Source organism: Ketogulonicigenium robustum, assembly GCF_002117445.1.
GTDB lineage: Bacteria > Pseudomonadota > Alphaproteobacteria > Rhodobacterales > Rhodobacteraceae > Ketogulonicigenium > Ketogulonicigenium robustum.
The window spans coordinates 1604414-1625015 of sequence record NZ_CP019937.1; the positions used below are offsets into that span (position 1 = coordinate 1604414).

20 protein-coding genes are annotated in these 20602 nt (G+C 64.9%); 10 read left to right on the plus strand and 10 right to left on the minus strand.

Annotated features, from left to right (window positions below):
- Positions 1-23: 23 nt before the first annotated feature.
- A complete protein-coding gene (locus BVG79_RS07940) occupies positions 24-1214 on the plus strand; it encodes a BaiN/RdsA family NAD(P)/FAD-dependent oxidoreductase (RefSeq protein ID WP_085787318.1) in 1191 nt (396 codons plus the stop codon).
- On the opposite strand, the gene BVG79_RS07945 is transcribed toward BVG79_RS07940, so the two are convergent.
- Entirely contained in the window at positions 1211-1459 is a 249-nt protein-coding gene (locus BVG79_RS07945) for a DUF2312 domain-containing protein (protein ID WP_085786411.1), read from the minus strand. The two genes, BVG79_RS07940 and BVG79_RS07945, sit on opposite strands and share 4 nt — an antisense overlap.
- 126 nt (positions 1460-1585) lie before the next feature.
- Between BVG79_RS07945 and BVG79_RS07950 the strand changes: the two genes are divergently transcribed.
- Positions 1586-1801 carry a hypothetical protein gene (locus BVG79_RS07950; protein WP_085786412.1) on the plus strand — a complete coding sequence of 72 codons (216 nt, stop codon included), beginning with the start codon at positions 1586-1588 and terminating at the stop codon, positions 1799-1801.
- On the opposite strand, the gene BVG79_RS07955 is transcribed toward BVG79_RS07950, so the two are convergent.
- The 3 genes from BVG79_RS07955 to BVG79_RS07965 form a co-directional block, all read right to left on the minus strand.
- A complete protein-coding gene (locus tag BVG79_RS07955; RefSeq protein WP_085786413.1) occupies positions 1754-2140 on the minus strand; it encodes an ArsR/SmtB family transcription factor in 387 nt (128 codons plus the stop codon). The genes BVG79_RS07950 and BVG79_RS07955 overlap by 48 nt on opposite strands.
- Before the next feature lie 60 nt (positions 2141-2200).
- Positions 2201-3226 carry a flagellar motor switch protein FliM gene (locus BVG79_RS07960; RefSeq protein ID WP_236951336.1) on the minus strand — a complete coding sequence of 342 codons (1026 nt, stop codon included), beginning with the start codon at positions 3224-3226 and terminating at the stop codon, positions 2201-2203.
- Between the two features lie 77 nt (positions 3227-3303).
- Positions 3304-4512 carry a deoxyguanosinetriphosphate triphosphohydrolase gene (locus BVG79_RS07965; protein ID WP_085786414.1) on the minus strand — a complete coding sequence of 403 codons (1209 nt, stop codon included), beginning with the start codon at positions 4510-4512 and terminating at the stop codon, positions 3304-3306.
- A gap of 79 nt (positions 4513-4591) precedes the next feature.
- Between BVG79_RS07965 and BVG79_RS07970 the strand changes: the two genes are divergently transcribed.
- Complete coding sequence (locus tag BVG79_RS07970; protein WP_085786415.1) at positions 4592-4918, plus strand: HesB/IscA family protein; 327 nt, start codon at positions 4592-4594, stop codon at positions 4916-4918.
- A gap of 57 nt (positions 4919-4975) precedes the next feature.
- On the plus strand, positions 4976-5755 hold the full coding sequence (gene xth, locus BVG79_RS07975; protein WP_085786416.1) for an exodeoxyribonuclease III: 780 nt from the start codon (positions 4976-4978) through the stop codon (positions 5753-5755).
- Here the strand turns inward: xth and BVG79_RS07980 are convergent.
- Positions 5722-6861: an FAD-dependent monooxygenase gene (locus BVG79_RS07980; protein WP_085786417.1), complete on the minus strand. Its 1140-nt coding sequence runs from the start codon at positions 6859-6861 to the stop codon at positions 5722-5724. The genes xth and BVG79_RS07980 overlap by 34 nt on opposite strands.
- 18 nt (positions 6862-6879) lie before the next feature.
- Entirely contained in the window at positions 6880-7302 is a 423-nt protein-coding gene (dksA, locus tag BVG79_RS07985; RefSeq protein WP_085786418.1) for an RNA polymerase-binding protein DksA, read from the minus strand.
- Positions 7303-7547: 245 nt separating this feature from the next.
- Between dksA and BVG79_RS13545 the strand changes: the two genes are divergently transcribed.
- Both BVG79_RS13545 and BVG79_RS07990 read left to right on the plus strand, forming a co-directional pair.
- Complete coding sequence (locus BVG79_RS13545; RefSeq protein ID WP_157115658.1) at positions 7548-7721, plus strand: hypothetical protein; 174 nt, start codon at positions 7548-7550, stop codon at positions 7719-7721.
- A gap of 10 nt (positions 7722-7731) precedes the next feature.
- Positions 7732-8421, plus strand: a complete 690-nt coding sequence (locus tag BVG79_RS07990; RefSeq protein WP_085786419.1) for a M48 family metallopeptidase — start codon at positions 7732-7734, stop codon at positions 8419-8421.
- Here BVG79_RS07990 and BVG79_RS07995 read toward each other — a convergent pair.
- Genes BVG79_RS07995 through BVG79_RS08005 form a run of 3 tightly spaced genes read right to left on the minus strand, consistent with a single transcriptional unit; the run spans position 8407 to position 12983 of the window.
- Positions 8407-8967 carry an RSP_2648 family PIN domain-containing protein gene (locus tag BVG79_RS07995; protein WP_085786420.1) on the minus strand — a complete coding sequence of 187 codons (561 nt, stop codon included), beginning with the start codon at positions 8965-8967 and terminating at the stop codon, positions 8407-8409. The genes BVG79_RS07990 and BVG79_RS07995 overlap by 15 nt on opposite strands.
- Positions 8964-10175: an RSP_2647 family RNA methyltransferase gene (locus BVG79_RS08000; RefSeq protein ID WP_085786421.1), complete on the minus strand. Its 1212-nt coding sequence runs from the start codon at positions 10173-10175 to the stop codon at positions 8964-8966. The genes BVG79_RS07995 and BVG79_RS08000 overlap by 4 nt, the downstream gene beginning before the upstream one ends.
- 12 nt (positions 10176-10187) lie before the next feature.
- Positions 10188-12983: a [protein-PII] uridylyltransferase family protein gene (locus tag BVG79_RS08005; RefSeq protein ID WP_085787320.1), complete on the minus strand. Its 2796-nt coding sequence runs from the start codon at positions 12981-12983 to the stop codon at positions 10188-10190.
- Positions 12984-13103: 120 nt separating this feature from the next.
- On the opposite strand from BVG79_RS08005, the gene BVG79_RS08010 reads away from it, so the two are divergent.
- From BVG79_RS08010 to BVG79_RS08025, 4 genes are read left to right on the plus strand one after another with little or no spacing between them, the layout of a single operon-like run.
- A complete protein-coding gene (locus BVG79_RS08010; protein WP_085786422.1) occupies positions 13104-14111 on the plus strand; it encodes an AAA family ATPase in 1008 nt (335 codons plus the stop codon).
- A complete protein-coding gene (locus BVG79_RS08015) occupies positions 14108-14986 on the plus strand; it encodes a DUF58 domain-containing protein (protein ID WP_236951337.1) in 879 nt (292 codons plus the stop codon). Before BVG79_RS08010 ends, BVG79_RS08015 begins: the two co-directional genes overlap by 4 nt.
- Positions 14983-17709, plus strand: a complete 2727-nt coding sequence (locus BVG79_RS08020) for a DUF4159 domain-containing protein (RefSeq protein WP_085786423.1) — start codon at positions 14983-14985, stop codon at positions 17707-17709. The genes BVG79_RS08015 and BVG79_RS08020 overlap by 4 nt, the downstream gene beginning before the upstream one ends.
- On the plus strand, positions 17709-19799 hold the full coding sequence (locus BVG79_RS08025; protein ID WP_085786424.1) for a hypothetical protein: 2091 nt from the start codon (positions 17709-17711) through the stop codon (positions 19797-19799). The genes BVG79_RS08020 and BVG79_RS08025 overlap by 1 nt, the downstream gene beginning before the upstream one ends.
- Here BVG79_RS08025 and BVG79_RS08030 read toward each other — a convergent pair.
- A complete protein-coding gene (locus tag BVG79_RS08030; RefSeq protein ID WP_085786425.1) occupies positions 19796-20500 on the minus strand; it encodes a DUF599 domain-containing protein in 705 nt (234 codons plus the stop codon). The genes BVG79_RS08025 and BVG79_RS08030 overlap by 4 nt on opposite strands.
- Positions 20501-20602 lie beyond the last annotated feature (102 nt).

Below are 20602 nucleotides of genomic sequence, written 5' to 3' on the forward strand. Positions count from 1 at the left end.
AACCCTGCAACCCCGAGGCCGCCATGCACGTGCAGACCCTGATCATCGGTGCCGGTGCCGCCGGCCTTTATTGTGCCGCCCATGCAGGCCCGGGCGTTCTGGTGGTCGACCATGCGCGCGCGGCAGGCAAGAAGATCCGCATTTCGGGCGGCGGGCGCTGCAATTTCACCAACATCCACGCCCGCCCCGAAGCCTATCTGTGCCGCAACCCGCATTTCGTGAAGTCAGCGTTGAAGCGCCACACAGCCACCGACTTTCTGGCGCTGGTCGACGCGCACGGCATTGCATGGCACGAAAAGACTCTCGGGCAGCTGTTTTGCGACAAGACCGCGAAAGACATCGTCGCCATGCTGCTGGGGCTGCTGCAGAAAAATGACGCCGCACTGTGGCTGCAAACCGAGGTTGGCGACATCACCCACGACGGCACACATTTCCACGTCATCCTGCACCGCGACGGCAAGCCGACGCGGGTGAGCGCGCAAAATCTGGTGCTGGCCAGCGGGGGCAAATCCATCCCCAAAATGGGCGCTACAGGTTTGGCCTATCGTATCGCTGAACAGTTCGACCTGCCGCAGATCGAAACGCGCGCCGGTCTGGTTCCCCTCACCTTCCCGGACGGCGCGATGTCGCCGCTGGCGGGCACCGCGCTGCCGGTGAGGGCGCAAGCCGCGCGCGGCCCCAGCTTTGACGAAGCACTGCTGTTCACCCACCGCGGCCTGTCCGGCCCCGCCATTTTACAGATCAGCAGTTATTGGCGCGAGGGCGAGGACATCACCGTGAACCTGCTGCCGTCCAGCCGCGACCCAGCCGCCGACCTGCGCGCCTTGCGCAAATCGGCGGGGGCCAAATCGCTGGCAACCGTGCTGGGGGGAATTCTGCCGCGCAAACTGGTCGACGCGCTGCTGGGGCAATGGAATTTGGGGGGCAATATCGCGGACATGTCAGACAAAGCATTGGCTGATCTGGCCGCGCGCCTGACCGGCTGGCAATTGCGCCCGACAGGATCCGAAGGTTACCGCACCGCCGAGGTCACCCTCGGCGGGATCGACACTGACGCCCTGTCGTCCCGCACGATGGAGGCCAAGACCATGCCCGGCCTGTTCTGCATCGGCGAATGTGTGGATGTGACCGGCTGGCTGGGGGGCTACAACTTCCAGTGGGCATGGTCGTCGGCCCACGCCGCAGGCACCGAAATCGCCAGCCGGGCGGTTTAATTCATCCCCAAGGCTTGCTTATACAGCTCCAAGATAGCCTCTTCCTCGGCCAGATCGTTCTGGTCGCGCTTGCGCAGCGCGATGATTTTGCGCAGCACCTTGGTGTCATAACCACGGCCCTTCGCCTCGGCCATCACTTCTTTCAGCTGCTCGGCCACGTATTTCTTTTCGGCCTCCAGCGTCTCGTAACGCTCGACGATCGAGCGAATCTCGTCGGCGGCGGCGGTAAGGGTCACGTCGTTCATGGCAAATTCCGGTCTTATATGCTGCAAATCCGGCTCCAGTCCTACAACCTGCTTTGCCCGCCCGCAACGACTTGAACTGCGCCCTGCCACCCGATAGGCGTGGATCACCCTAAAGTTGGAGTGGACATGCAAACCCTGATCGTCGCCGGTGCCATCGTAACAGTGCTGGGCCTTGCCGGAATCGTCTGGACGCTTGTCACCATTTTGGGCGCAAAACGGCGCGGCCTGTCGCCCGAAGCGCTGCAAAATGCGATTCAGAAGGTTGCCCCGATCAACCTCGGCGCGCTTTTCGTCTCATTCCTCGGGCTGATCATGCTGGTCGCGGGGCTGATCCTGCGCTGACACCGCCTGCACGGCTGCGGCAAGTCCGGCCAGAACCACGGTCACTCGTATATCGGCGATGGAATACAGCATCTGGCGGCCATTGCGCGCGCTGGTGACCAAGCCTTCCGCCCGCATGCGCGCCAACTGACCGGATACATAGGCTTGGCTCATCCCCAACTGTTCTTCCAGTTCAGACACGCAGCAGGCCCCCGCGCTGAGAGCGCACAGCATGCGCAGGCGCTGCGGATTTGAAAGGGCACGACACACCTCGGATGTCCCCTCGGCCACAGCGGCCAGATGCGCCATGTCGGGGAAATCGCTGGCACTTTCTGCCTTTGATGTCAGTCGCTGTTCCATAAGGCGAACCTAGGAACGCCCGCGCCCCATTTCAACTTGTGCTGGGCGACGGATGCCGGTTTATCCCGCCATCCCGATGGTAACACCCCAGCCTTGCGTTAAATTCAACGCGTCGATTTCATCAGGTGTCACAGCCGCGCCCGTCAGACGCAGCGCGCGCATACCGCCAGCCTTTCCCAAGTGACCAAAGCCGACCTGCGCATCACCCGCCCCGATCAGACGGACAGCGCCCAAACTGGCCCCCGGCAACGACAGGACGTCGCCGACCGCAAGCCCCTCGATCTGAGACAGCGGAATCCGCATACGGTGCAGCACTGCGTGAAGTTCTGCATTCGCCGCCATCACATTGCGATTGATGGCAAGCGACCAGCCAGCGTGACGGCTCCGGCTCGCCTCGACCGCGCGCGAGGGGGCGTCTTCCGCCATCTTGCGGCGCTGCGAAACCGCCGCCCGCGCCCCTTCGGTAGGCAGCAACAAGGTTATCCCGCCCGCCCGATCATTGCTGATCGCCACACCGATTCGCATCTGTCGATAGGCCCCGTGACTTAGCGCAAAGGCCGCATCGCGCGCCCCGTTGAAGGGCCGACCGCAGGCCAAACCATCTACCCACCCCTGCACCGACCACCCCTGCGTTGGGCTGGCGATAGCTTCGGCGATCAAATCGCCGATGCACCGTTCGGCCACCGGCTGGCACAGCACCTCGTCCACCGAAGTGCGCGGACGCTCGGCAACTTGGGCGTGGTAAGGCTCGCCCAAAGTCTGCGCCTCGACCACGGCCATACGCAACTGGGCATCAAAGGCCAGAAGCCCGACGATTTCGCCGTCGCACAGCAGCGAAAACAGGATCATCCCGTCGGAGAGTCCCATCAGAATATCGTCCAGAACGCCCTCGTCAACGTCGGGCAAGGTCAGTGTCGCGCGCAACCCAGCGGCTTCGGTCAGCGCGCGGGCGAACGACTGGCGTAGAACCCGTTGCGGCGCGGCCCCGCCCGACGGGATGTGCGGCCGCCCCCGCCCGAGCATGGTTTTTATGCCGGCCTTTGCGCCGCCGCGCCCCGCCACGCCCTGATCATGCGCTTGCGACAATGCCAGCCCCCTTTGCAGCCCGTGCCTTGATTCATCCACAGGCTACCGCGCAGGGGTAAACGTTTGCCTAAAACAGGTTACAGAATGCGCAGCGATCGGGTGCGGTCGGTCATGTCCTCATCCACAAGGCGCGCATAGGTCTCGATGGCGAAGCGATCGGTCATGCCGGCGATGTAATCGGACACGATCCGCGCCAGCGCTTGCTGATCCGTCGCATTGTCGACATCGGCCCGCCATTGCTTGGGCAGCTCGTCTGGGTTTCGCATGAACAGCGGAAACAGCGTCTCGATGACTTTCGTCGCCTCTTGCCGCATCATCACCACGCCCGGGGCGCGATACATGCGGGTGAACAAAAATTCGCGGATGACTTTCAAGTCCTGCCACAGCGCAGCCGAAAACTGTACCATCGGCCGCCCCGCTTGGCGCACATCATCGGCGCTTTGGGGTTGAACCTCGGCCAGATTGGCGCGAGTGACCCTGATCACATCCTCAACCAGCACCCCAAAGAACCGGCGCAGCGCCTCGTGGCGGCGGCGGTAGTAATTCAGACCGGGGTACTTGGCATCCACCGCCGCGAAACAATCGCGCAAGATGGGCAACTCGGCCAATTCGTCGGTCGAGAATAGCTCGGCCCGCAAACCGTCGTGCAGGTCGTGGTGGTTATAAGCGATATCGTCAGCCAACGCGGCTGCCTGCGCCTCGGCGCTGGCATAGGTGTGCAGGTCCAGCGGGTGCCGGGCGTCGTATTCGGCCAGCGCGAAAGGCAGCGGCGGCAGCACGGGGCCGTTATGCTTGGCGATACCTTCCAACGTTTCCCATGTCAGGTTCAGGCCGTCGAAATCGGCGTAATGGCGTTCTAGCGACGTCACGATCTTGATCGCCTGCGCGTTATGGTCGAACCCGCCGTACGGTTTCATCAGCGCATCCAGCGCATCCTCGCCGGTATGACCAAAAGGTGTATGGCCCAAATCATGGGCCAGCGCGACGGCTTCGGCCAGTTCCTGATTGAGGCCGAAAGCGCCCGCCAGCGTGCGGGCCACCTGCGCCACCTCGATCGAATGGGTCAGACGGGTGCGGAAATAATCACCCTCATGTTCCAGAAAAACCTGCGTTTTATGCTTGAGCCGCCGAAACGCCGAGGAATGAATGATCCGGTCGCGGTCGCGCTGGAAAGGTGAGCGGTGCTCGCTCTCGTCCTCGGGGTAAAGACGCCCGCGCGATTGGGCCGGATCGGCGGCGTAAGGGGCAAGAATGCCGTTTGATCCTTCGGGCCAGCTTGTCGTCATCGCGTCACCACCTTATATTGCATCCACCAGCCTAACCAATGGCTGGATATCCGCAAGTTCGAAGCTGCTAGGCATCGCCATGTTCACCCTACCCCCGACCGTCACCCCCCGCGCATTCGAACGTCTGGCCGAAATCGGCGCGGCGAAACAGGGCAAAGCCCTGCGCATTGCGGTCGAAGGCGGCGGCTGTTCCGGGTTCCAGTACCAGATCACGTTGGATGCGCCGCAGGGCGACGACCTTGTGCTGGAAGGCGCGGGCGAGAAAGTGGTGGTCGACCAAGTGTCGCTGCCGTTCCTGACCTCGGCCAAGATCGACTTTAGCGATGCGCTGATCGGCGCGCGCTTCGTGATCGACAACCCCAACGTCAGCGCGGCATGCGGGTGCGGCACGTCATTCGCGATCTAGTCTTGTGATCGCGCGCCTCGGCGGGCCATAACGGGCCAATAGTTCGGGGGATATGTGATGCGGATTGCCACCTACAACATCAACGGCGTCAAGGCCCGTCTGGAGACGCTGGAAGCATGGTTGCGCCGCGAGACCCCCGATGTCGCCATCTTGCAAGAGATCAAGTCGGTCGACGAGGCCTTCCCCCGCAGCGTGATCGAGGATCTGGGCTACAATCTGGAAACACACGGCCAGAAGGGCTTCAACGGCGTCGCGATCCTGTCCAAACACCCGTTGGAGGACGTTACCCGCGGCCTGCCCGGCGATGACAGCGACGAGCAGGCCCGCTGGATCGAAGCGACGGTCGTCGGCAAAACCGCGCTGCGCATCTGCGGGTTGTATCTGCCAAACGGCAACCCTGCCCCCGGCCCGAAATACGACTACAAACTGGCATGGATGCAGCGCCTGCAGGCCCGCGCCGCCGCGCTATTGGCGGCCGAGGAACCCGCCCTCATGGCCGGCGATTACAACGTAATTCCGCAGGCCGAGGATGCCCGCCACCCCGAAGACTGGGTCGAAGACGCCCTTTATCTGCCGCAAACGCGCGAGGCTTTCCGCAGCATCGTGAACCTCGGCTTCACCGATGCGTTCCGCGCGGGCACGCAGGGTGCAGGGCATTACTCCTTCTGGGACTATCAGGCAAGGTCGTGGGAACGCGACAACGGCATCCGCATCGACCACTTCCTGCTGACACCGCAATGCGCCGACCTGCTGCAGGGCGCGTGGATTGAAAAAGAGGCACGCGCCTTGGATAAACCGTCCGATCACGTACCCGTTTGGGTCGAACTCGACATCTGAGACGGGTCGAACCCGTAAAGCCAATCCGTCGCGCCCAAGAAAGCGCGCGGTGCTATCCGCCCGATAGCCCCCAGACCAAAATGCGCAACCCGCTGCGCGGGGCCAGACAGGTGGTAGTTGCGCGCATTGGCGCTGGCGGCGCGAATGGCACGGCTGACCCGCGCGATACGCGCCCCCTGCCACGCGGCAAGATCATCAGCCAACGCCAGCGACACCGCATCCTCGATTGCCAAATTCGCGCCTTGCGCCAAAAACGGCAGCGTCGGGTGTGCCGCGTCGCCAATCATCACGCAGCGCCCGTGCACCCATTGGCGCGCCACGGGGTGCAAAAACAGTCCCCACAGCATTGGCTGCCGTACATGCGAAATCAAGTTGGCCAGTTCGGGCGCTGCATCGGTAAAAGCGGTTTTAAGATTTTCGGGCGTATCGAGGTGCCTCCATCCCTCCGGTGCCCAGCCGCTACGCTCCTCGACCGCGACAATATTGACCATCGGATCAGGCGCCGCAGGCAAGGGATAGGTCACGACGTGGTGGCGCGGCCCCATCCAGATATGCGCCTCGGGGGGGTGATCGGCGGGCACCACCGCGCGCCACGCCACCTGCCCCGTAAAGCGCGGCGCGGCGGGGAACAGCGCCTGCCGCGTGGCGGAATGCAGCCCGTCGGCCACTACGATCAGGTCGGCTTGCTGCGTGCCACCATGCCATGAGACCGTGCCGCTCTGGTCGGCAGACGCCTTGGTATTCAGGTGAAACCGCACGCCCGCCGCTGTGCACGCTGCCGCCAGCAAGCCAATCAGATCGCCACGGTGAAAGAACCGATATGGCGGCCCCGAAAGACCCGTAAGGTCAAAGCGGGCAACCTGCCTGCCTGAGTGCAGATCGCGCGGCACAACGGCCTGCCCCACAAGACCGGACGCCAAATCCAGCCCCAAGCTTTGCAGCCCGCGCGCACCATTCGGGGTGATCTGCAACCCAGCGCCGAACTCGCGAATGGCGGCCGCACGCTCGTACACATCAACAAAAGCGCCGCGCCGGGCAAAAGCCAGCGCGGCGGTCGTGCCGGCAATGCCCCCGCCAATGACGGCGACATGTTTGCCTTCATACATCATGGCACACCCGGACGATCAGTCGTCGCGGTGCACCTTCTCGCGGCGCTCGTGGCGTTCTTGCGCCTCGAGGGTCATGGTCGCAATCGGGCGGGCATCCAGACGCTTGAGGGAGATCGGCTCGCCGGTAATTTCGCAGTAGCCGTATTCACCCTCGTCGATGCGGCGTAGGGCAGCATCGATCTTGCTGACCAGCTTGCGCTGACGGTCACGGGTCCGCAGCTCTAGCGCGCGGTCGGTTTCCTCGCTGGCGCGGTCGGCCAGATCGGGGATGTTGCGCGTCTGATCCTTCATGCCTTCGATGGTGTCGCGGCTTTCGTTCAGAAGATCCGCCTTCCATTGCAGCAGCTTGCGCCGGAAATATTCCAGCTGCAGATCATTCATGAAGGGTTCACCGTCAGCGGGACGGTAATCGTCGGGCAGAAAAGCTTCTGCTTTCATGGCTGCTCCCCTAAATTGTAGCTCAGCCGACTGTCAGGGGCGAACCTGATCGCCGGCACCCTTATGCTGGCGCTGATAAACCTGACTTTCAGTAAAGTCACGCAGCTTTTACAGCCAGAGCTACCGCGAAATGAAACCGATTGCTTTGTGCTGAAAGGCGCGGCACATCCTGCACAGTCTGGACAGTCGGGGGCACAACAGCTAGGGCTTCGATCAGTTTTACACACAGCAATTCGGGCAAAGCGATGATCCTTATCCTTGTTGGGATGATAATTGGGGCAGCCATCGGCGCATGGCGCGCCAAGCAACGCGGCGGTGCTGTACTGGACATGGTGCAATGGGGTGCAGTCCACGCGGTGGTGGGCATGCTGATTGCAACCGCGATCTTCGTCATCATCCTGCGCCGCCTTAGCGCCTGACAGGCTGGCAGTGCTGCGGTTACTGCCCCTTATTCTTGTCGTTTTGTGGCCACTGGTCAGCTATTGGCTGGCGGTGCGTCGCACCAAGCGGATGTTGGACACCCAGTCCACGCTGCTGGCCGTGCCCGAACTGAACGCCGTAATGGCGCGGCTGGGGGCGGCGCTGGATCTGCCCCGCGTCAAAGTCCACGTCCTCGAGGTGCCCGCGATCAACGGGCTGGCCGCCCTCGATGGCCGTATTTTCATCACACGCGGTTTTCTGAACGCCTACAGCAACGGCCAAATCACCGCCCCCGAGATGGCCAGCGTCATCGCGCACGAGTTGGGCCATGTCGCGCTGGGGCATGGGCGCCGCCGGATTTTCGACTTTGCGGGCCAAAACGCGCTGCGCACCGCGCTGGTCATGGTGCTGGGGCGGCTGGTGCCGGGCCTTGGGCAGATGATGGCGGGCCTAGCGGCGACAGCCTTTGCTGCCCGTCTTTCGCGCGGGGATGAATACGAGGCCGACGCCTACGCCACGGCGCTGATGGATAAATCCGGCATCGGCGTGGCGCATCAAATATCGATGTTCCACAAGCTCGACCGCATGACAGGCGGCGGCAGTGGTCAGGCGGCGTGGCTGCTGTCGCACCCCAAAACCGCGCAGCGCATCGCGGCGATCGAAAAAAACGCCGCCAAATGGGGCCTACGGATCGAGTAGCTTGCCAAGGCGGTTCAGCCGCGCCCGCTTCATCAGCGCGCGCAGACGCCACGGCGCACCGCCGGGCGGGGCCAGCTGGTTGGCGCGGTCCAGCACCTTTTGCACCACAGCCACCATCACATCGGGCGCGCGCACAGCCAAGCCCAGCAAAAAGCCGTCGGGATCAAGGCGGTCGACACCTTCCTCGGCCAAAATATTTTTGGGAAAGTCGGCGGCGTTCATCGTCACAATCGCATCGGCAGATGATGCAATCGCCGTGGCCAGCACATGACGGTCATTGGGGTCGGGCAGATACAACCGCTCGATCATCTCGGGCGGGGTGTTGACGGTGGCCTGCGGAAAAGCGGCGCGCAGCATCGCAATCTCGCCTTCGGCCTGCAGCGCGGCCGCAGGCCCCAGCTTTACCACCGCGCGCTGCCATTCCCCCAAGATCCGGTCAGACCAAACAGGCCGGAACAGACCTGCCGCAGCGGCACCAACCGTGACCTCGCGCATCACGGTCGGGAACAGAACACAGGCATCAATGACAATGCGCGGCGGCGTCATAGCCGGAAGAACACCGACTTCAGGTAGCCGCTTTCGGCCAGATGCGGCAGCAACGGGTGGTCGGGGCCCGCGTATCCGGTGTGAATCACCTGCCCCCGCCGCCCTGCGCGCCCAATACCCCGCGCCGAGGTATTGCGGAACTTCGTCAGATCGGCTGCATGGGAACACGAACACAGCGCCAGATAGCCACCCTCGGCCACCAAGGGCGCGGAAAGGCGGGCGATGCGTTCATACGCCCTCAGCCCAGCCTCAAGCGCGGCTTTATTTGGCGCGAAGGCAGGCGGATCGCAAATGACCACATCGAAGACCGCGCCTTCGGCGGCCAATGCTTCGAGCGCGGCGAAAGCGTCGCTTTGGCGCGTCTGGAAACGGTCGGCGACGCCCATCGCCTCGGCCCCTTGCTGGGCCAAGGCAAGCGCATTGGCCGACCCGTCCACCGACAGTGCCTGCGTGGCACCACCGGCTAGCGCGGCAAGGGCAAAGCCCCCCACATGGCTGAACACATCCAGCACGCGCGCCCCGCGCGACAGGCTGGCGGCAAAGGCATGGTTCGGACGCTGGTCAAAGAACAGGCCGGTTTTTTGCCCGCCCATCACATCGGCCATATAGGTCGCGCCATTCATCGGCACAGGAATGGGCGCAGTGGGTGCATCGCCCCGCAGCACAGCCATTTCCTCGGGCAGACCTTCCAGCGCGCGGGCACGGCCTTCGCCGTTTTTGATGATCTGCGCCACGCCAGTCACCGCCACCACGGCGTCGGCCAGCACATCCACCATCGTTTCGGACCAAGCAGCGTTGGGCTGGATCACGGCCAGATCGCCAAACCGGTCGATCACCACACCCGGCAGGCCATCTGCTTCGGCGTGAACCAGACGGTAAAAGGGCTGGTCGTAAAGGCGGCTGCGGTGGGCCAAGGCGCGGGCCAGTTTAGCCTGCAGCCATGCGCCATCAATAACCGCATCGGGGTTCTGGTCCATTACGCGCGCCGCGATGCGGCTGGCAGGGTTGACGGTCACAACCGCCATCGGACGGCGCTCGGCATCCTCGAGCACGGCAAAGGTGCCGGGCTTCAGCGCCTTCGTGCGGCGGTCCAGAACAAGCTCGTCGCTGTAGACCCAAGGGAAGCCGTGGCGGATGGCACGGGCGTCGGCCTTGGGCGACAAGCGGACGGTCGCATAGGCGGGGGCGGTCGGGGTGTGATCTGTCATGATAGGGACCAATTACGCGCTTTCGCCCGTGCGGGAAAGGGGGTCCGCAAGACCGGCCGCAATCGCGCTGGCGGCCTGCGCTGCGACCCGCTCGATCGTACTGTTCAGCGCCGCGACCGAGGGTTGCCCTGTCTCGCGTAGCAAAAAAGCCTGCGCGCCCGCGCCCAGCGCATCGGCGGTCAGCGGGCCAGCCGTCAGTAAGCGCTGCGCGCATTGCAACTGCCAGAAAAGGTGCTCGCCCGCCGCCAGCGCCGGTGAACTCTCGCTAGCAGCGGTCAGTTGCGCAGCCACAGCCCGCGCGGGGCTGGCAGACAGCAAGGCCTGCGTTTCGGCGAAAAGCTCGATATCCTGCAAGCGGCCGGGGCCGATTTTGGCATCCCAGTCGCCCTGCGGCGGTTTTGCCGCGCTGATACGCGCCCGCATATCGCGCACGTCGGCCCGCACTGTCGCACCCCTCGCCTTTTGCCGCAGCAAATCGCGGCGGAAGGATTCGAATTCAGCCATCAAGCCCACGTCGCCCACAATCGGGCGCGCGCGCGTTTGGGCCAGATGTTCCCACGTCCATGCGGCGTCTTGCTGGTAGGCCCGAAACGCCCCCCACGCCGTCGCAACCGGCCCCTGTCGGCCCGAGGGGCGCAGACGCATGTCAACTTCATACAGGCGCCCTTCGGCCATAGCGGCAGACAGCGCGGTGACCAGCGCCTGCGTTAGGCGCGCGAAATAGGCCGAAACCGCCAGCGAACGGGGGCCGTCCGACACCTCGGCCCCTTGGGCGTCGTAAATCAATATCAGGTCGAGGTCGGATTGCGCATGCAGCCGCCCAGCGCCCAGCGAGCCCATACCGACCACAATCGCCCCGCGCCCGGGCTGCGGCCCGTGGCGGCGTTCAAATGCGGCCACAACGCGCGGCCAGATCCCCCGCAGAACCGCATCGGCCAAGGCGGCGTATTGTCCGCCAGCCTCTTCCGCCGTGATCACGCCTTGCAACAAATGCACGCCAATACGGAAATGCCATTCTTTCATCCAACGGCGGGCGGCATCCAACTGCTGTTCGTAATCGGGCGCGCCATCCATGACATGGTCCAGCCCAACCAGCAGCGCATCGTCTGTGGGCCATGGGTCAAAGAAGCTACCGCCGAGCACGGCGTCGAGCACGCCCGCGTTACGCGACAGGTATTGGGCCAGCGCGGGCGCTGTCGCACAAATATCTATCAGCAGATTCAATAGATTTTCGTTCGCGTCGAACAATGCGAACAGTTGCACCCCCGCCGGAAGACCCGACAGGAACTGGTCGAAAACCCCCAAGGCCTCGTCAGGTTTTGCCGCTTGTTGCAGTCGCGCCAGAATGCGCGGGCGCAGCCGGCGGAAAATCTCGCCCGCGCGGGCCGATCGCAGCGCGGGGTACGACCGCCAGCGGGCAATCACATCCGCACCAAAGCCGTCTTGCGGTGGTACTGCCGCCCCATCGGACGCAGTTTCGGGCGCAAAGAAGGCCGCTGTCAGCCGGTCAACCGCGCGAATGCGGCGGGTAATATCGGCCTTCAAGGATGGCACATCTGTGTCCATGAAGGCTGCCAAACGCGCGAAACCTTCGTCGGTCACGGGCAAGTCGTGGGTCTGCGCATCGCCCAGCATCTGCAAGCGGTGTTCGACCAAGCGGTGCGCACGGTAATGGTCGGACAGCGCCTCGGCAACGTCGGGCGCGATCCAACCCGCATCCGCCAAGCGGTGCAAGCTGGGGACGGTGGCCCGCAGGCGCAAACTCTCGTCCCGCCCGCCCGCGATCAGTTGGCGCGTCTGGGTGAAAAACTCGATCTCGCGTATGCCGCCCTGCCCCAGTTTGATATTGTGACCAAACAAGTTCAGCTTGCCATGCAGCCCCTTGTGGTCGCGGATACGGACCAGCATCTCGTGCGCATCCTGAATGGTCGCAAAATCCAGATGCCGCCGCCAGACAAAGGGGCGCAGATCGCGCAAGAACCGCTCGCCCGCCGCAATATCGCCCGCAGCCGCGCGGGCCTTGATATAGGCGTTCCGCTCCCACGTGCGGCCCTCGGCCTCGTAGTACCGCTCGGCGACCGACATGGCCACGCAGACCGGCGTGACCGAGGCATCGGGGCGCAGACGCAAATCGGTGCGAAACACATACCCCTCGGGCGTGATGTCGGACAGCAGCGATGTCATCTTGCGGGTGGCGCGCACATAGGCGGCGCGCGCATCGGGGTAGGTATCGCGGTCAAAAGGAGAATCGTCGAACAGGCAGATCAGGTCGATGTCGGACGAATAGTTCAACTCGCCCGCGCCCATTTTCCCCATCGCCAGCGCCACCATCGCGGCACCGGTTTCGACATCGTCGGGGGTCATGCCGGGCAATTTGCCGCGCGCAATTTCTGCGCGCAGCGCGGCCTTCATAGCGGCATCGGTCGCGGCATCGGCCAGCCACGTCAGCGTCTCGGTCACGTCCTCTAGCTGCCACGCGCCGCCCAAATCGGCCAAGGCGACCAGCAAAGCCACACGCCGCTTGGCTTGGCGCAGGCCGTCGGCCAACCGGTCGGGCGGCAGCGCGGCAAGGCCGCCTATCACCGCGTCCAACGCTTGCGCGGGGGCCAAAACCGCCTCGGCCACCCAAGCACCTTCGCGTTCGAGCGAGCTGGCAAGGTACGGGCTGCATCCGGCGGTGCCGACCACCAAATCGGCGACTCGGTCGGGCAATGACGGGATCTGGCGCAGCACATCCGCCCCGCGGGCGGGGTCAAAGGCGCGCGGGATGCGGGTGATCCGCGTGGTCAGGGGCGTATTGTCCAACATATCCGTATCGTGTGCGCTGGCGCGCTTCGGCGCAAGGGTGCGAAATTGTTTCACCACTCTGTGTTTTTCCGATTTGCATCGCTATGACTAGAGTGAATTGACCAGACCGCCGGGGGACCCATGGCCGAAGACGACAGCCTGTTGGCAGAAGTAGAAGCACTCCAGACCCGCCTTGGGGCCGCACGGGCCAGCATCGCGCGCAGCGTAATCGGGCAAGAACGCGTGGTCGATCTGGCCTTGGGGGCCGTGCTGGCGGGTGGCCACGCCCTGCTGGTGGGCCTGCCCGGCTTGGGCAAGACACGGCTGGTCAACACGCTGGCGCATGTGCTCGGCCTCAATTCCAGCCGCGTGCAGTTCACGCCCGACCTGATGCCCGCCGATATTCTGGGGTCGGAGGTGCTGGAAACCGCCGCCGACGGCACGCGCAGCTTCCGCTTTATCGAAGGGCCGGTCTTCTGCCAGCTGCTGATGGCCGATGAAATCAACCGCGCCAGCCCGCGCACCCAGTCTGCCCTGCTGCAAGCCATGCAGGAAGGCGAGGTCACCATTGCAGGCCAGCACCGCCCGCTGGGTCGCCCCTTCCACGTTCTGGCCACGCAGAACCCGCTAGAGCAAGAGGGCACCTACCCCCTGCCCGAGGCGCAGCTTGACCGTTTTCTGGTCATGATCGACGTCCCCTACCCGACCCGCGCGACCGAGCGCGAAATTCTGTTGGCCACAACCGGCAGCGACGAGGCCGAATCCGAAGCCGTCTTCACGCCCGATGACCTGTTGGCCGCCCAAGCCCTGCTGCGCCGGATGCCGGTGGGCCAAAGCGTCGTCGATGCGATCATCGATCTGGTGCGCGCTTGCCGCCCTGACGATGAAACCGCCCCCGATTTCATCCGCGAGAATATCGCCTGGGGCCCCGGCCCGCGTGCCGCGCAGGCCCTGATGCTGCTGGCCCGCGCCGAGGCGCTGCTGAACGGTCGCCTGTCGCCCAACATCGCCGATGTCGCCGCCTTGGCCGGCCCTGTTCTGGGGCACCGTATGGCCGCCAGCTTTGCCGCCCGCGCGCGCGGCGCGACGGTCGAGAGCCTTGTGGACCGTCTGGTCGCCCACGTTCTGCATACCGAGGCGGCTGCGTGACAGCACGAACCGTCCCTACCGCGCCGCTGCGGTCCGAGGCCGAAGCCTTAGCTGCCAGCCTGCCCGCACTGATGGCTGCCGCCGATGCGTTGGCCGCAACCATTACCCCCGGCGTGCACGGCCGTCGGCGCGCGGGTATGGGCGATACGTTCTGGGAATACCGCGCCGCCGAGGCGTGGGACGATGCCGCCCGCATCGACTGGCGCCGGTCGGGGCGCGGCGATACCGCCTTCGTGCAAGACCGCGAATGGCAGCTGGCGCAAAGCGTCAGCCTGTGGGTCGATGACAGCGCGGCGATGCGCTACACGTCGGGCGCGCAGAGCAAGGCCGATGTCGCGCGCAAATTGGCGCTGGCCTTGGCCATATTGCTGGAACGCGGCGGAGAGCGTGTGGGCTATTTGCGCCCCGACCTGCCGCCCCGGCGCGGGCGCGCCCAACTGGAACGGCTGGCCAGCGCCCTGCTGCACGATGGCACCGGCGATTACGGCACCGCCCCCACGGCGCAGCCACCGCAGCGCGGCCAATCGGTGCTGTTCTCCGACTTCTTTGGCGACCTTGCGCCGCTGGAATCCTATCTGGCGCAAGCATCGGCCAGCGGCGGTACCGGCCTTTTGGTGCAAGTGCTGGACCCCGCGGAAGAGGCGTTTCCCTTCCAAGGCCGCACCCTGTTTCAAAGCATGGTCGGCGCGCTGCGCCACGAAAGCCTGAAGGCCGACAGCCTGCGTGCCCAATACCAAACCCGCCTTGCCGCGCGCAAAGATGCGCTGTTCACCATCGCCTCGCGCGCGGGCTGGCGGTTTCACACCATCCACACCGATACCCCGCCGACGACCACGCTGATGTGGCTGTTCGGCGCGCTTGAGGGGGCGTTATGAGCGGCCTGATCTTTACCAGCCCGTGGCTGCTGCTGGGCCTTGTGGCCTTGCCGGCGTTGTGGTGGTTGCTGCGCGCCGTGCCGCCCGCGCCGCTGACCCGTCGCTTCCCCGGCGTGGCGCTGCTGCTGGGCCTGCCCGACCCCGAGGCGGAAAGCGCCCGCACGCCGTGGTGGCTTTTGCTGCTGCGTGCCTTGGCTGTGGCCGCTGCAATTTTGGGGTTCGCGGGGCCGATCCTGAACAGCCAACAGCAAACGACCGGCGACCAGCCGCTGCTGATCTTGGTCGATGGCAGCTGGGCCCAAGCGCCCGATTGGCCCGCCACCCGCGCCCGCATCGCCGCATTGGCCGCCGAAGGCGACCGGCCTGTTGCAGTTGAATCGCTGACAACCCCCTCGCCCGACGGCCCGCTGTTCCGCCGCCCGTCCGAGGTTGAGGGCACCATCGCCGCAATGTCGCCCGCCGCGTGGGAACCCACCGACCCCGCCGAGTGGCTGGAGACACTGACCGGCACCTTCGACACCGTCTGGCTGTCGGACGGGCTAGATCGCGATAGCCGCAGCGTGGTAACCGCCGCGCTGCAGCAACACGGTCAGGTGCGCGTGATCCAATCGCCCCGCACCGTGTTGGCGCTGCGCCCGCCTGTGTTCACCGGTGGCGCTGTCAGCCTGACGGCACTGCGCAGCGATGCGGGGCCCGAAGCGACCGTGCCCGTGATGGCGCATGGCACCGACCCGAACGGGCTGGGGCGCGTGCTGGCCACCGCCGATGCCACCTTCGCCAGCGGTGACACCACCGCCGAGGTCAGCTTCACCCTGCCGCCCGAAATGCTCAAACGGATCACTCGGTTCGAACTGGGCACGGCCCCGTCGGCAGGCGCGACGGCACTGGCCGATGACGGGCTGCGGCGGCGCGAGATCGCGCTGATCCCCCCTGCTGGCGCAGGCGAAGCCGTCAACCTGCTGTCGCCGCTGCATTATTTACGTCAAGCCCTCGCCCCCGAGGCCGACCTGATCGAGACCGACATAGCAACCGCCCTGCGCGCAAACCCCGATGTGGTGGTGTTGATTGATTCGGCGACGCTAACTCCTGACGAAACCGACAATCTGTTGAACTGGATCAACGACGGCGGGCTGCTACTGCGCTTTGCCGGCCCGCGTCTGGCCGCGTCCGATCTGGGGCGTGGCGGTGAAGACCCGTTGCTGCCGGTGCGCCTGCGCGCGGGGGGGCGGACAATCGGCGGGGCCCTCAGCTGGGGCGAGCCGAAAACGCTGGCAGCCTTCCCCGAAAATTCGCCCTTCCACGGCCTTGCTGTGCCCGATGATGTCACCGTCAGCGCGCAGGTCATCGCCCAACCCGACCCGAACCTTGCGCCACGCGTCATCGCGCAGCTATCGGACGGAACCCCGCTGGTGACGCGCAATTTCATCGGTCAGGGCCAAGTGGTGCTGTTCCACGTGACAGCCAGCCCCGATTGGTCAAACCTGCCGCTGTCGGGCCTGTTCGTCCAAATGCTGGAACGGCTGACGCTGGCCTCGGGCGGGGCGATCACAGCAGATGAACTGGAGGGAACGCGCTGGACGCCGGACGAGGTGCTGGACGCTTTCGGCACCTTGCACAACAGCGACGGCCTAGGCGCTGTCGATGGTGCCGCACTGGCCACCGCCGAACCCAGTGCCACAACGCCCCCCGGCCTTTACGCGGGTGGCGGGCGGCGTGTAGCGCTGAACGCGGTCGGCCCCGAGGCTACATTACACCCGGCGGTATGGCCCGCATTCGTCGCAGTCGAGGGGATCGAGGGCGCAGGCGCGATAGCCTTGCGGCCGTGGTTGCTGGCCGCAGCTATAGTGTTTTTGCTGCTGGATACGCTGGCGACGCTTGCATTGTCGGGGCGCATCCGCCGCACGGGCGTGGCGGCTGTGCTGGCGGCTTTGGTCTTGGCGCAACCTCAGCCCAGTGCCGCGCAGGAATTCGACCAAGGCTTCGCCATTTCGGCAACCTCGCAGGTCGTTCTGGCGCATGTCGCCTCGGGTGATGCGCAGACCGACGCGGTCGTGGCAGCGGGGCTAGCCGGCCTGTCCGACGCGCTTGCCCAGCGGACCACGGTGGTCACTAGCCGACCCATTCTAGTCGATCTGGAAACCGACGAGCTGGCGTTTTTCCCCCTGCTGTATTGGCCAATCACCGCGCAAAGCCCGCTTCCCTCGCGCGAGGCGTACCAACGGCTGAACCGCTACCTGCGCACCGGCGGCATGATTGTCTTCGACACGCGCGATGCCGATCTGGGCAATTTCGGGGCCACCCCTGCCAGTCGCCGCTTGCAGGAAATCTCGGTCGCGCTGGATATTCCCGCGCTGGAAGTGATGCCAAGCGACCACATTCTGAACCGCAGCTTCTACCTGCTCGACGGCGCACCCGGGCGATTCACAACGGGCGCGACATGGGTCGAGGCGACGCCTGCGGGCGATCCCGTCGATGGAATGCCGTTTCGCAACCTGAACGACAATGTGACGCCCGTGGTGATCGGCAGCAACGACTGGGCCGGCGCGTGGGCCAAGCGCCCCGATGGCGCGCCGATGTTGCCTGTCGGGCGCGGCTTGGCGGGCGATCGGCAACGCGAGATGGCGCTGCGCTTCGGGATCAATCTGGTGATGCATGTGCTGACCGGCAACTACAAATCCGATCAGGTGCACGTGCCTGAATTGCTTAACCGTTTGGGGAACTGATGAACGGCGCGCTGGTTTTTTCGCCTCTGTTGGGGTGGCCACTTGTGGCGGTTGCAGGCGCGGTCGCCCTGCTGATCGCGGGCCTGGCGCTATGGCGCGGTTTGGCGGGCTGGGGCTGGCGCGCGCTGGCGGCAGCTGTGCTGACGCTGGCGCTGGCCAACCCCGTCGTGCAACAGGAAACGCGCGCGGCGCTGTCGGATATCGTCGTGGTAGTGGTCGACCGATCGGCCAGCCAACGCATCGGCGGGCGCGCGGCGCAGACCGATGCGGCGCTAGCCCACCTGCAAAGCCAAATCGCCGCGCTGCCCAACACCGAGCTGCGGCTGGTGGAGGTTAGCGATGCGCAGAGCAACGATAGCGATGGCGGCACGCGCCTGTTGACCGTGCTGTCCGATACCCTCGCCGAGGAACCTGCCGCGCGCGTGGCGGGCATTATTCTGCTGACCGATGGCCGCGTGCATGACGTCGACATCAACCCCCAGCTTCCCGCGCCGACACACATTGTGCTGACCGGACAGCCCGATGACTGGGATCGCCGCCTGATCGTGCGCAACGCCCCCGCCTTTGCCATTTTGGACGAACCGATCCGCCTGACGCTGCGCATCGACGACCAAGGGGCAGCCCCGCAGACCGACAGCGTCCCCCTAACCATCGCCATCGACGGCGGTGAGCCGATGCGCTTCACCGTTCCCGTCGGCCGCGACATTGAACTGCCGGTGACCCTGCCTCACGGCGGCATGAATGTGCTGCAATTCGAAACCCCCGCCGCCGAGGGTGAGTTGACCGACCGCAACAACGCCGCTGTCGTGCAGATCAACGGCGTGCGCGACCGCCTGCGGGTCATGTTGGTGTCGGGCGAGCCACACGCGGGCGAGCGGACATGGCGGAACCTGTTGAAATCCGACCCTGCTGTCGATCTGGTGCACTTTACGATTCTGCGCCCCTCGGATGCGGTCGACCCGACCCCGACCGAGGAGCTGGCGCTGATCGCCTTCCCGACCCGCGAGTTGTTCGTCGACAAGATCAACGATTTCGACCTGATCATTTTCGACCGCGATCGCAGGCGCGGGTTGGTGCCCGACGATTATATGCAAAATGTCGCGAATTACGTGCGCAATGGCGGCGCGGTGCTGGTCTCGACGGGGCCTGAATTTGCGGGGGCGGAATCGATTGCCCGCTCGCCTTTGGCGCAGGTGCTGCCTGCGCGCCCCAGCGGCCAAGTATTCGACGGTGCGTTCCGCCCGCAACTGACCGAACTGGGGCAACGCCACCCTGTGACCGCAGGCCTGCCAGCGCTGTCGGGCGTCGATGAAGACGGCAACCCGCTGTGGGGCCATTGGCTGCGGCTGTTAGATGTGAAACCTACCGATAGCGCCGAAGTCGTCATGTCCGACGAAAGCGGCCACCCCCTGCTGGTACTGGACCGCGCAGGCGAGGGCCGCGTAGCCCTGCTGTCGTCCGACCAAGCATGGCTTTGGGCGCGCGGCTTTGAAGGGGGCGGGCCGCAGAACGAATTCCTGCGCCGCTTGGCCCATTGGCTGATGAAGGAACCCGACCTTGAGGAAGAAGCACTGTGGGCCGAGCCGCAAGGCCAGCAGATGCGGGTCATTCGCCGCACAATGGAAGACGCCGCCCCGCCGGTGACGATCACCCTGCCCGACGGGTCGACCGCCACCGTGACCCCGACCGAAGTTGCACCAGGCCGGTTCGAATCACTGTGGACGGCACCCGAAGCGGGCCTGTACCGCCTGACCGACGGCACGCTGGAGGCTGTCATCGCGGTCGGCCCAGCAGCGCCGCGCGAGTTTGAGCAGACGATTGCAACCGCCGATATCTTGTCGCCCCTGACGACACCGACCGGCGGCGGCACGCTGGCAGCCTCGGACAGCATGCCCGATGTGCGCACGGTGCGCGCCAATCAAACCGCGTTCGGCCCTGACTGGATCGGCATCACACCACGCGACGTGGCGCGCGTCACATCGCTGCAGACCAGCCCCGTGCTAGCCGCATGGGCGTGGCTGTTGATTGCTGCAGGCCTGATGTTGATCGGTTGGCTGCGCGAAGGGCGGCGGGGCGGCGCAAAGCCTTAGGGCTTGCCCGCCCCTTCCAACATTACATCGCGCGAGCGCGAGGCAAATTCGCGCGACCACAAGAATGCCGTGACCGCCACAATCGACACAAGCATAGCCCCCGTGCCCAGCACCCAAGCCAAAGTGCCCAGCGCAAAATACATCGCGCGCAAGCCGCGATTGAACGAAACGGCAGCGCGGATGTTCAACTCGGCCGCGCGATTGGCGCGTTCGTGCCCCTCGGGGTGGCCAAAACTGGACGGCACCGAGCCCATCAAAATCGAGCAGTAACCAAACAGTCGGTTCGACCAGATGAACTTCAGCACCGCGATCACCAGAAAGACGGTCGCGGGCAGCAGGCGGATCTGCCACAGCAGCTGCGATGATGTCTCGTGCGTAAACTGCTCGGCCACGCCGCTGATTTGATCGACGTTGCGCATTAACGCCAGCAGCCCGCCCACGGCCAGAAGGCAGGTCGACACAAAGAACGACGTTGACTGCCTTAAACTAGAGATGATCTGCGAATCGAAAACACGGTTTTCGCGGGCACGGAAGTCATCCATCCACGCGCGCCGATACCCCTCCATCAGGCGCGAGACCGACGGACGATTTGCGGGCGGGTTTTCAATTACATAGCCCAGCCCCAGCCACGCCACTGCGACAAAGGCAAGTGTGGCCAGATCGAACCAGTCGACCATGCGGAATAATTCGATCAGATGCATGACGTTTCCCTGCCTATGCCCGCGGTTATGTCCGCGCCCTTTTGCAGCAGATTCGCGTAAAAAATTGAAAAAGTCACGCCTTGCGCGGGGCCCGTGCGCTTG

Excerpts from the sequence above, each read along its gene's own strand:
- BVG79_RS07950 (WP_085786412.1), top strand. The coding sequence starts at position 1,586 with ATGCAAACCCTGATCGTCGCCGGTGCCATCGTAACAGTGCTGGGCCTT.
- BVG79_RS08005 (WP_085787320.1), bottom strand. The coding sequence starts at position 12,983 with ATGTTGGACAATACGCCCCTGACCACGCGGATCACCCGCATCCCGCGC.
- BVG79_RS08000 (WP_085786421.1), bottom strand. The coding sequence starts at position 10,175 with ATGACAGATCACACCCCGACCGCCCCCGCCTATGCGACCGTCCGCTTG.
- dksA (WP_085786418.1), bottom strand. The coding sequence starts at position 7,302 with ATGAAAGCAGAAGCTTTTCTGCCCGACGATTACCGTCCCGCTGACGGT.
- BVG79_RS07965 (WP_085786414.1), bottom strand. The coding sequence starts at position 4,512 with ATGACGACAAGCTGGCCCGAAGGATCAAACGGCATTCTTGCCCCTTAC.
- BVG79_RS08020 (WP_085786423.1), top strand. The coding sequence starts at position 14,983 with ATGAGCGGCCTGATCTTTACCAGCCCGTGGCTGCTGCTGGGCCTTGTG.
- BVG79_RS08030 (WP_085786425.1), bottom strand. The coding sequence starts at position 20,500 with ATGCATCTGATCGAATTATTCCGCATGGTCGACTGGTTCGATCTGGCC.
- BVG79_RS08025 (WP_085786424.1), top strand. The coding sequence starts at position 17,709 with ATGAACGGCGCGCTGGTTTTTTCGCCTCTGTTGGGGTGGCCACTTGTG.
- BVG79_RS07995 (WP_085786420.1), bottom strand. The coding sequence starts at position 8,967 with ATGACGCCGCCGCGCATTGTCATTGATGCCTGTGTTCTGTTCCCGACC.
- BVG79_RS13545 (WP_157115658.1), top strand. The coding sequence starts at position 7,548 with ATGATCCTTATCCTTGTTGGGATGATAATTGGGGCAGCCATCGGCGCA.
- xth (WP_085786416.1), top strand. The coding sequence starts at position 4,976 with ATGCGGATTGCCACCTACAACATCAACGGCGTCAAGGCCCGTCTGGAG.
- BVG79_RS07940 (WP_085787318.1), top strand. The coding sequence starts at position 24 with ATGCACGTGCAGACCCTGATCATCGGTGCCGGTGCCGCCGGCCTTTAT.
- BVG79_RS07945 (WP_085786411.1), bottom strand. The coding sequence starts at position 1,459 with ATGAACGACGTGACCCTTACCGCCGCCGCCGACGAGATTCGCTCGATC.
- BVG79_RS07970 (WP_085786415.1), top strand. The coding sequence starts at position 4,592 with ATGTTCACCCTACCCCCGACCGTCACCCCCCGCGCATTCGAACGTCTG.
- BVG79_RS08010 (WP_085786422.1), top strand. The coding sequence starts at position 13,104 with ATGGCCGAAGACGACAGCCTGTTGGCAGAAGTAGAAGCACTCCAGACC.
- BVG79_RS07955 (WP_085786413.1), bottom strand. The coding sequence starts at position 2,140 with ATGGAACAGCGACTGACATCAAAGGCAGAAAGTGCCAGCGATTTCCCC.
- BVG79_RS07980 (WP_085786417.1), bottom strand. The coding sequence starts at position 6,861 with ATGTATGAAGGCAAACATGTCGCCGTCATTGGCGGGGGCATTGCCGGC.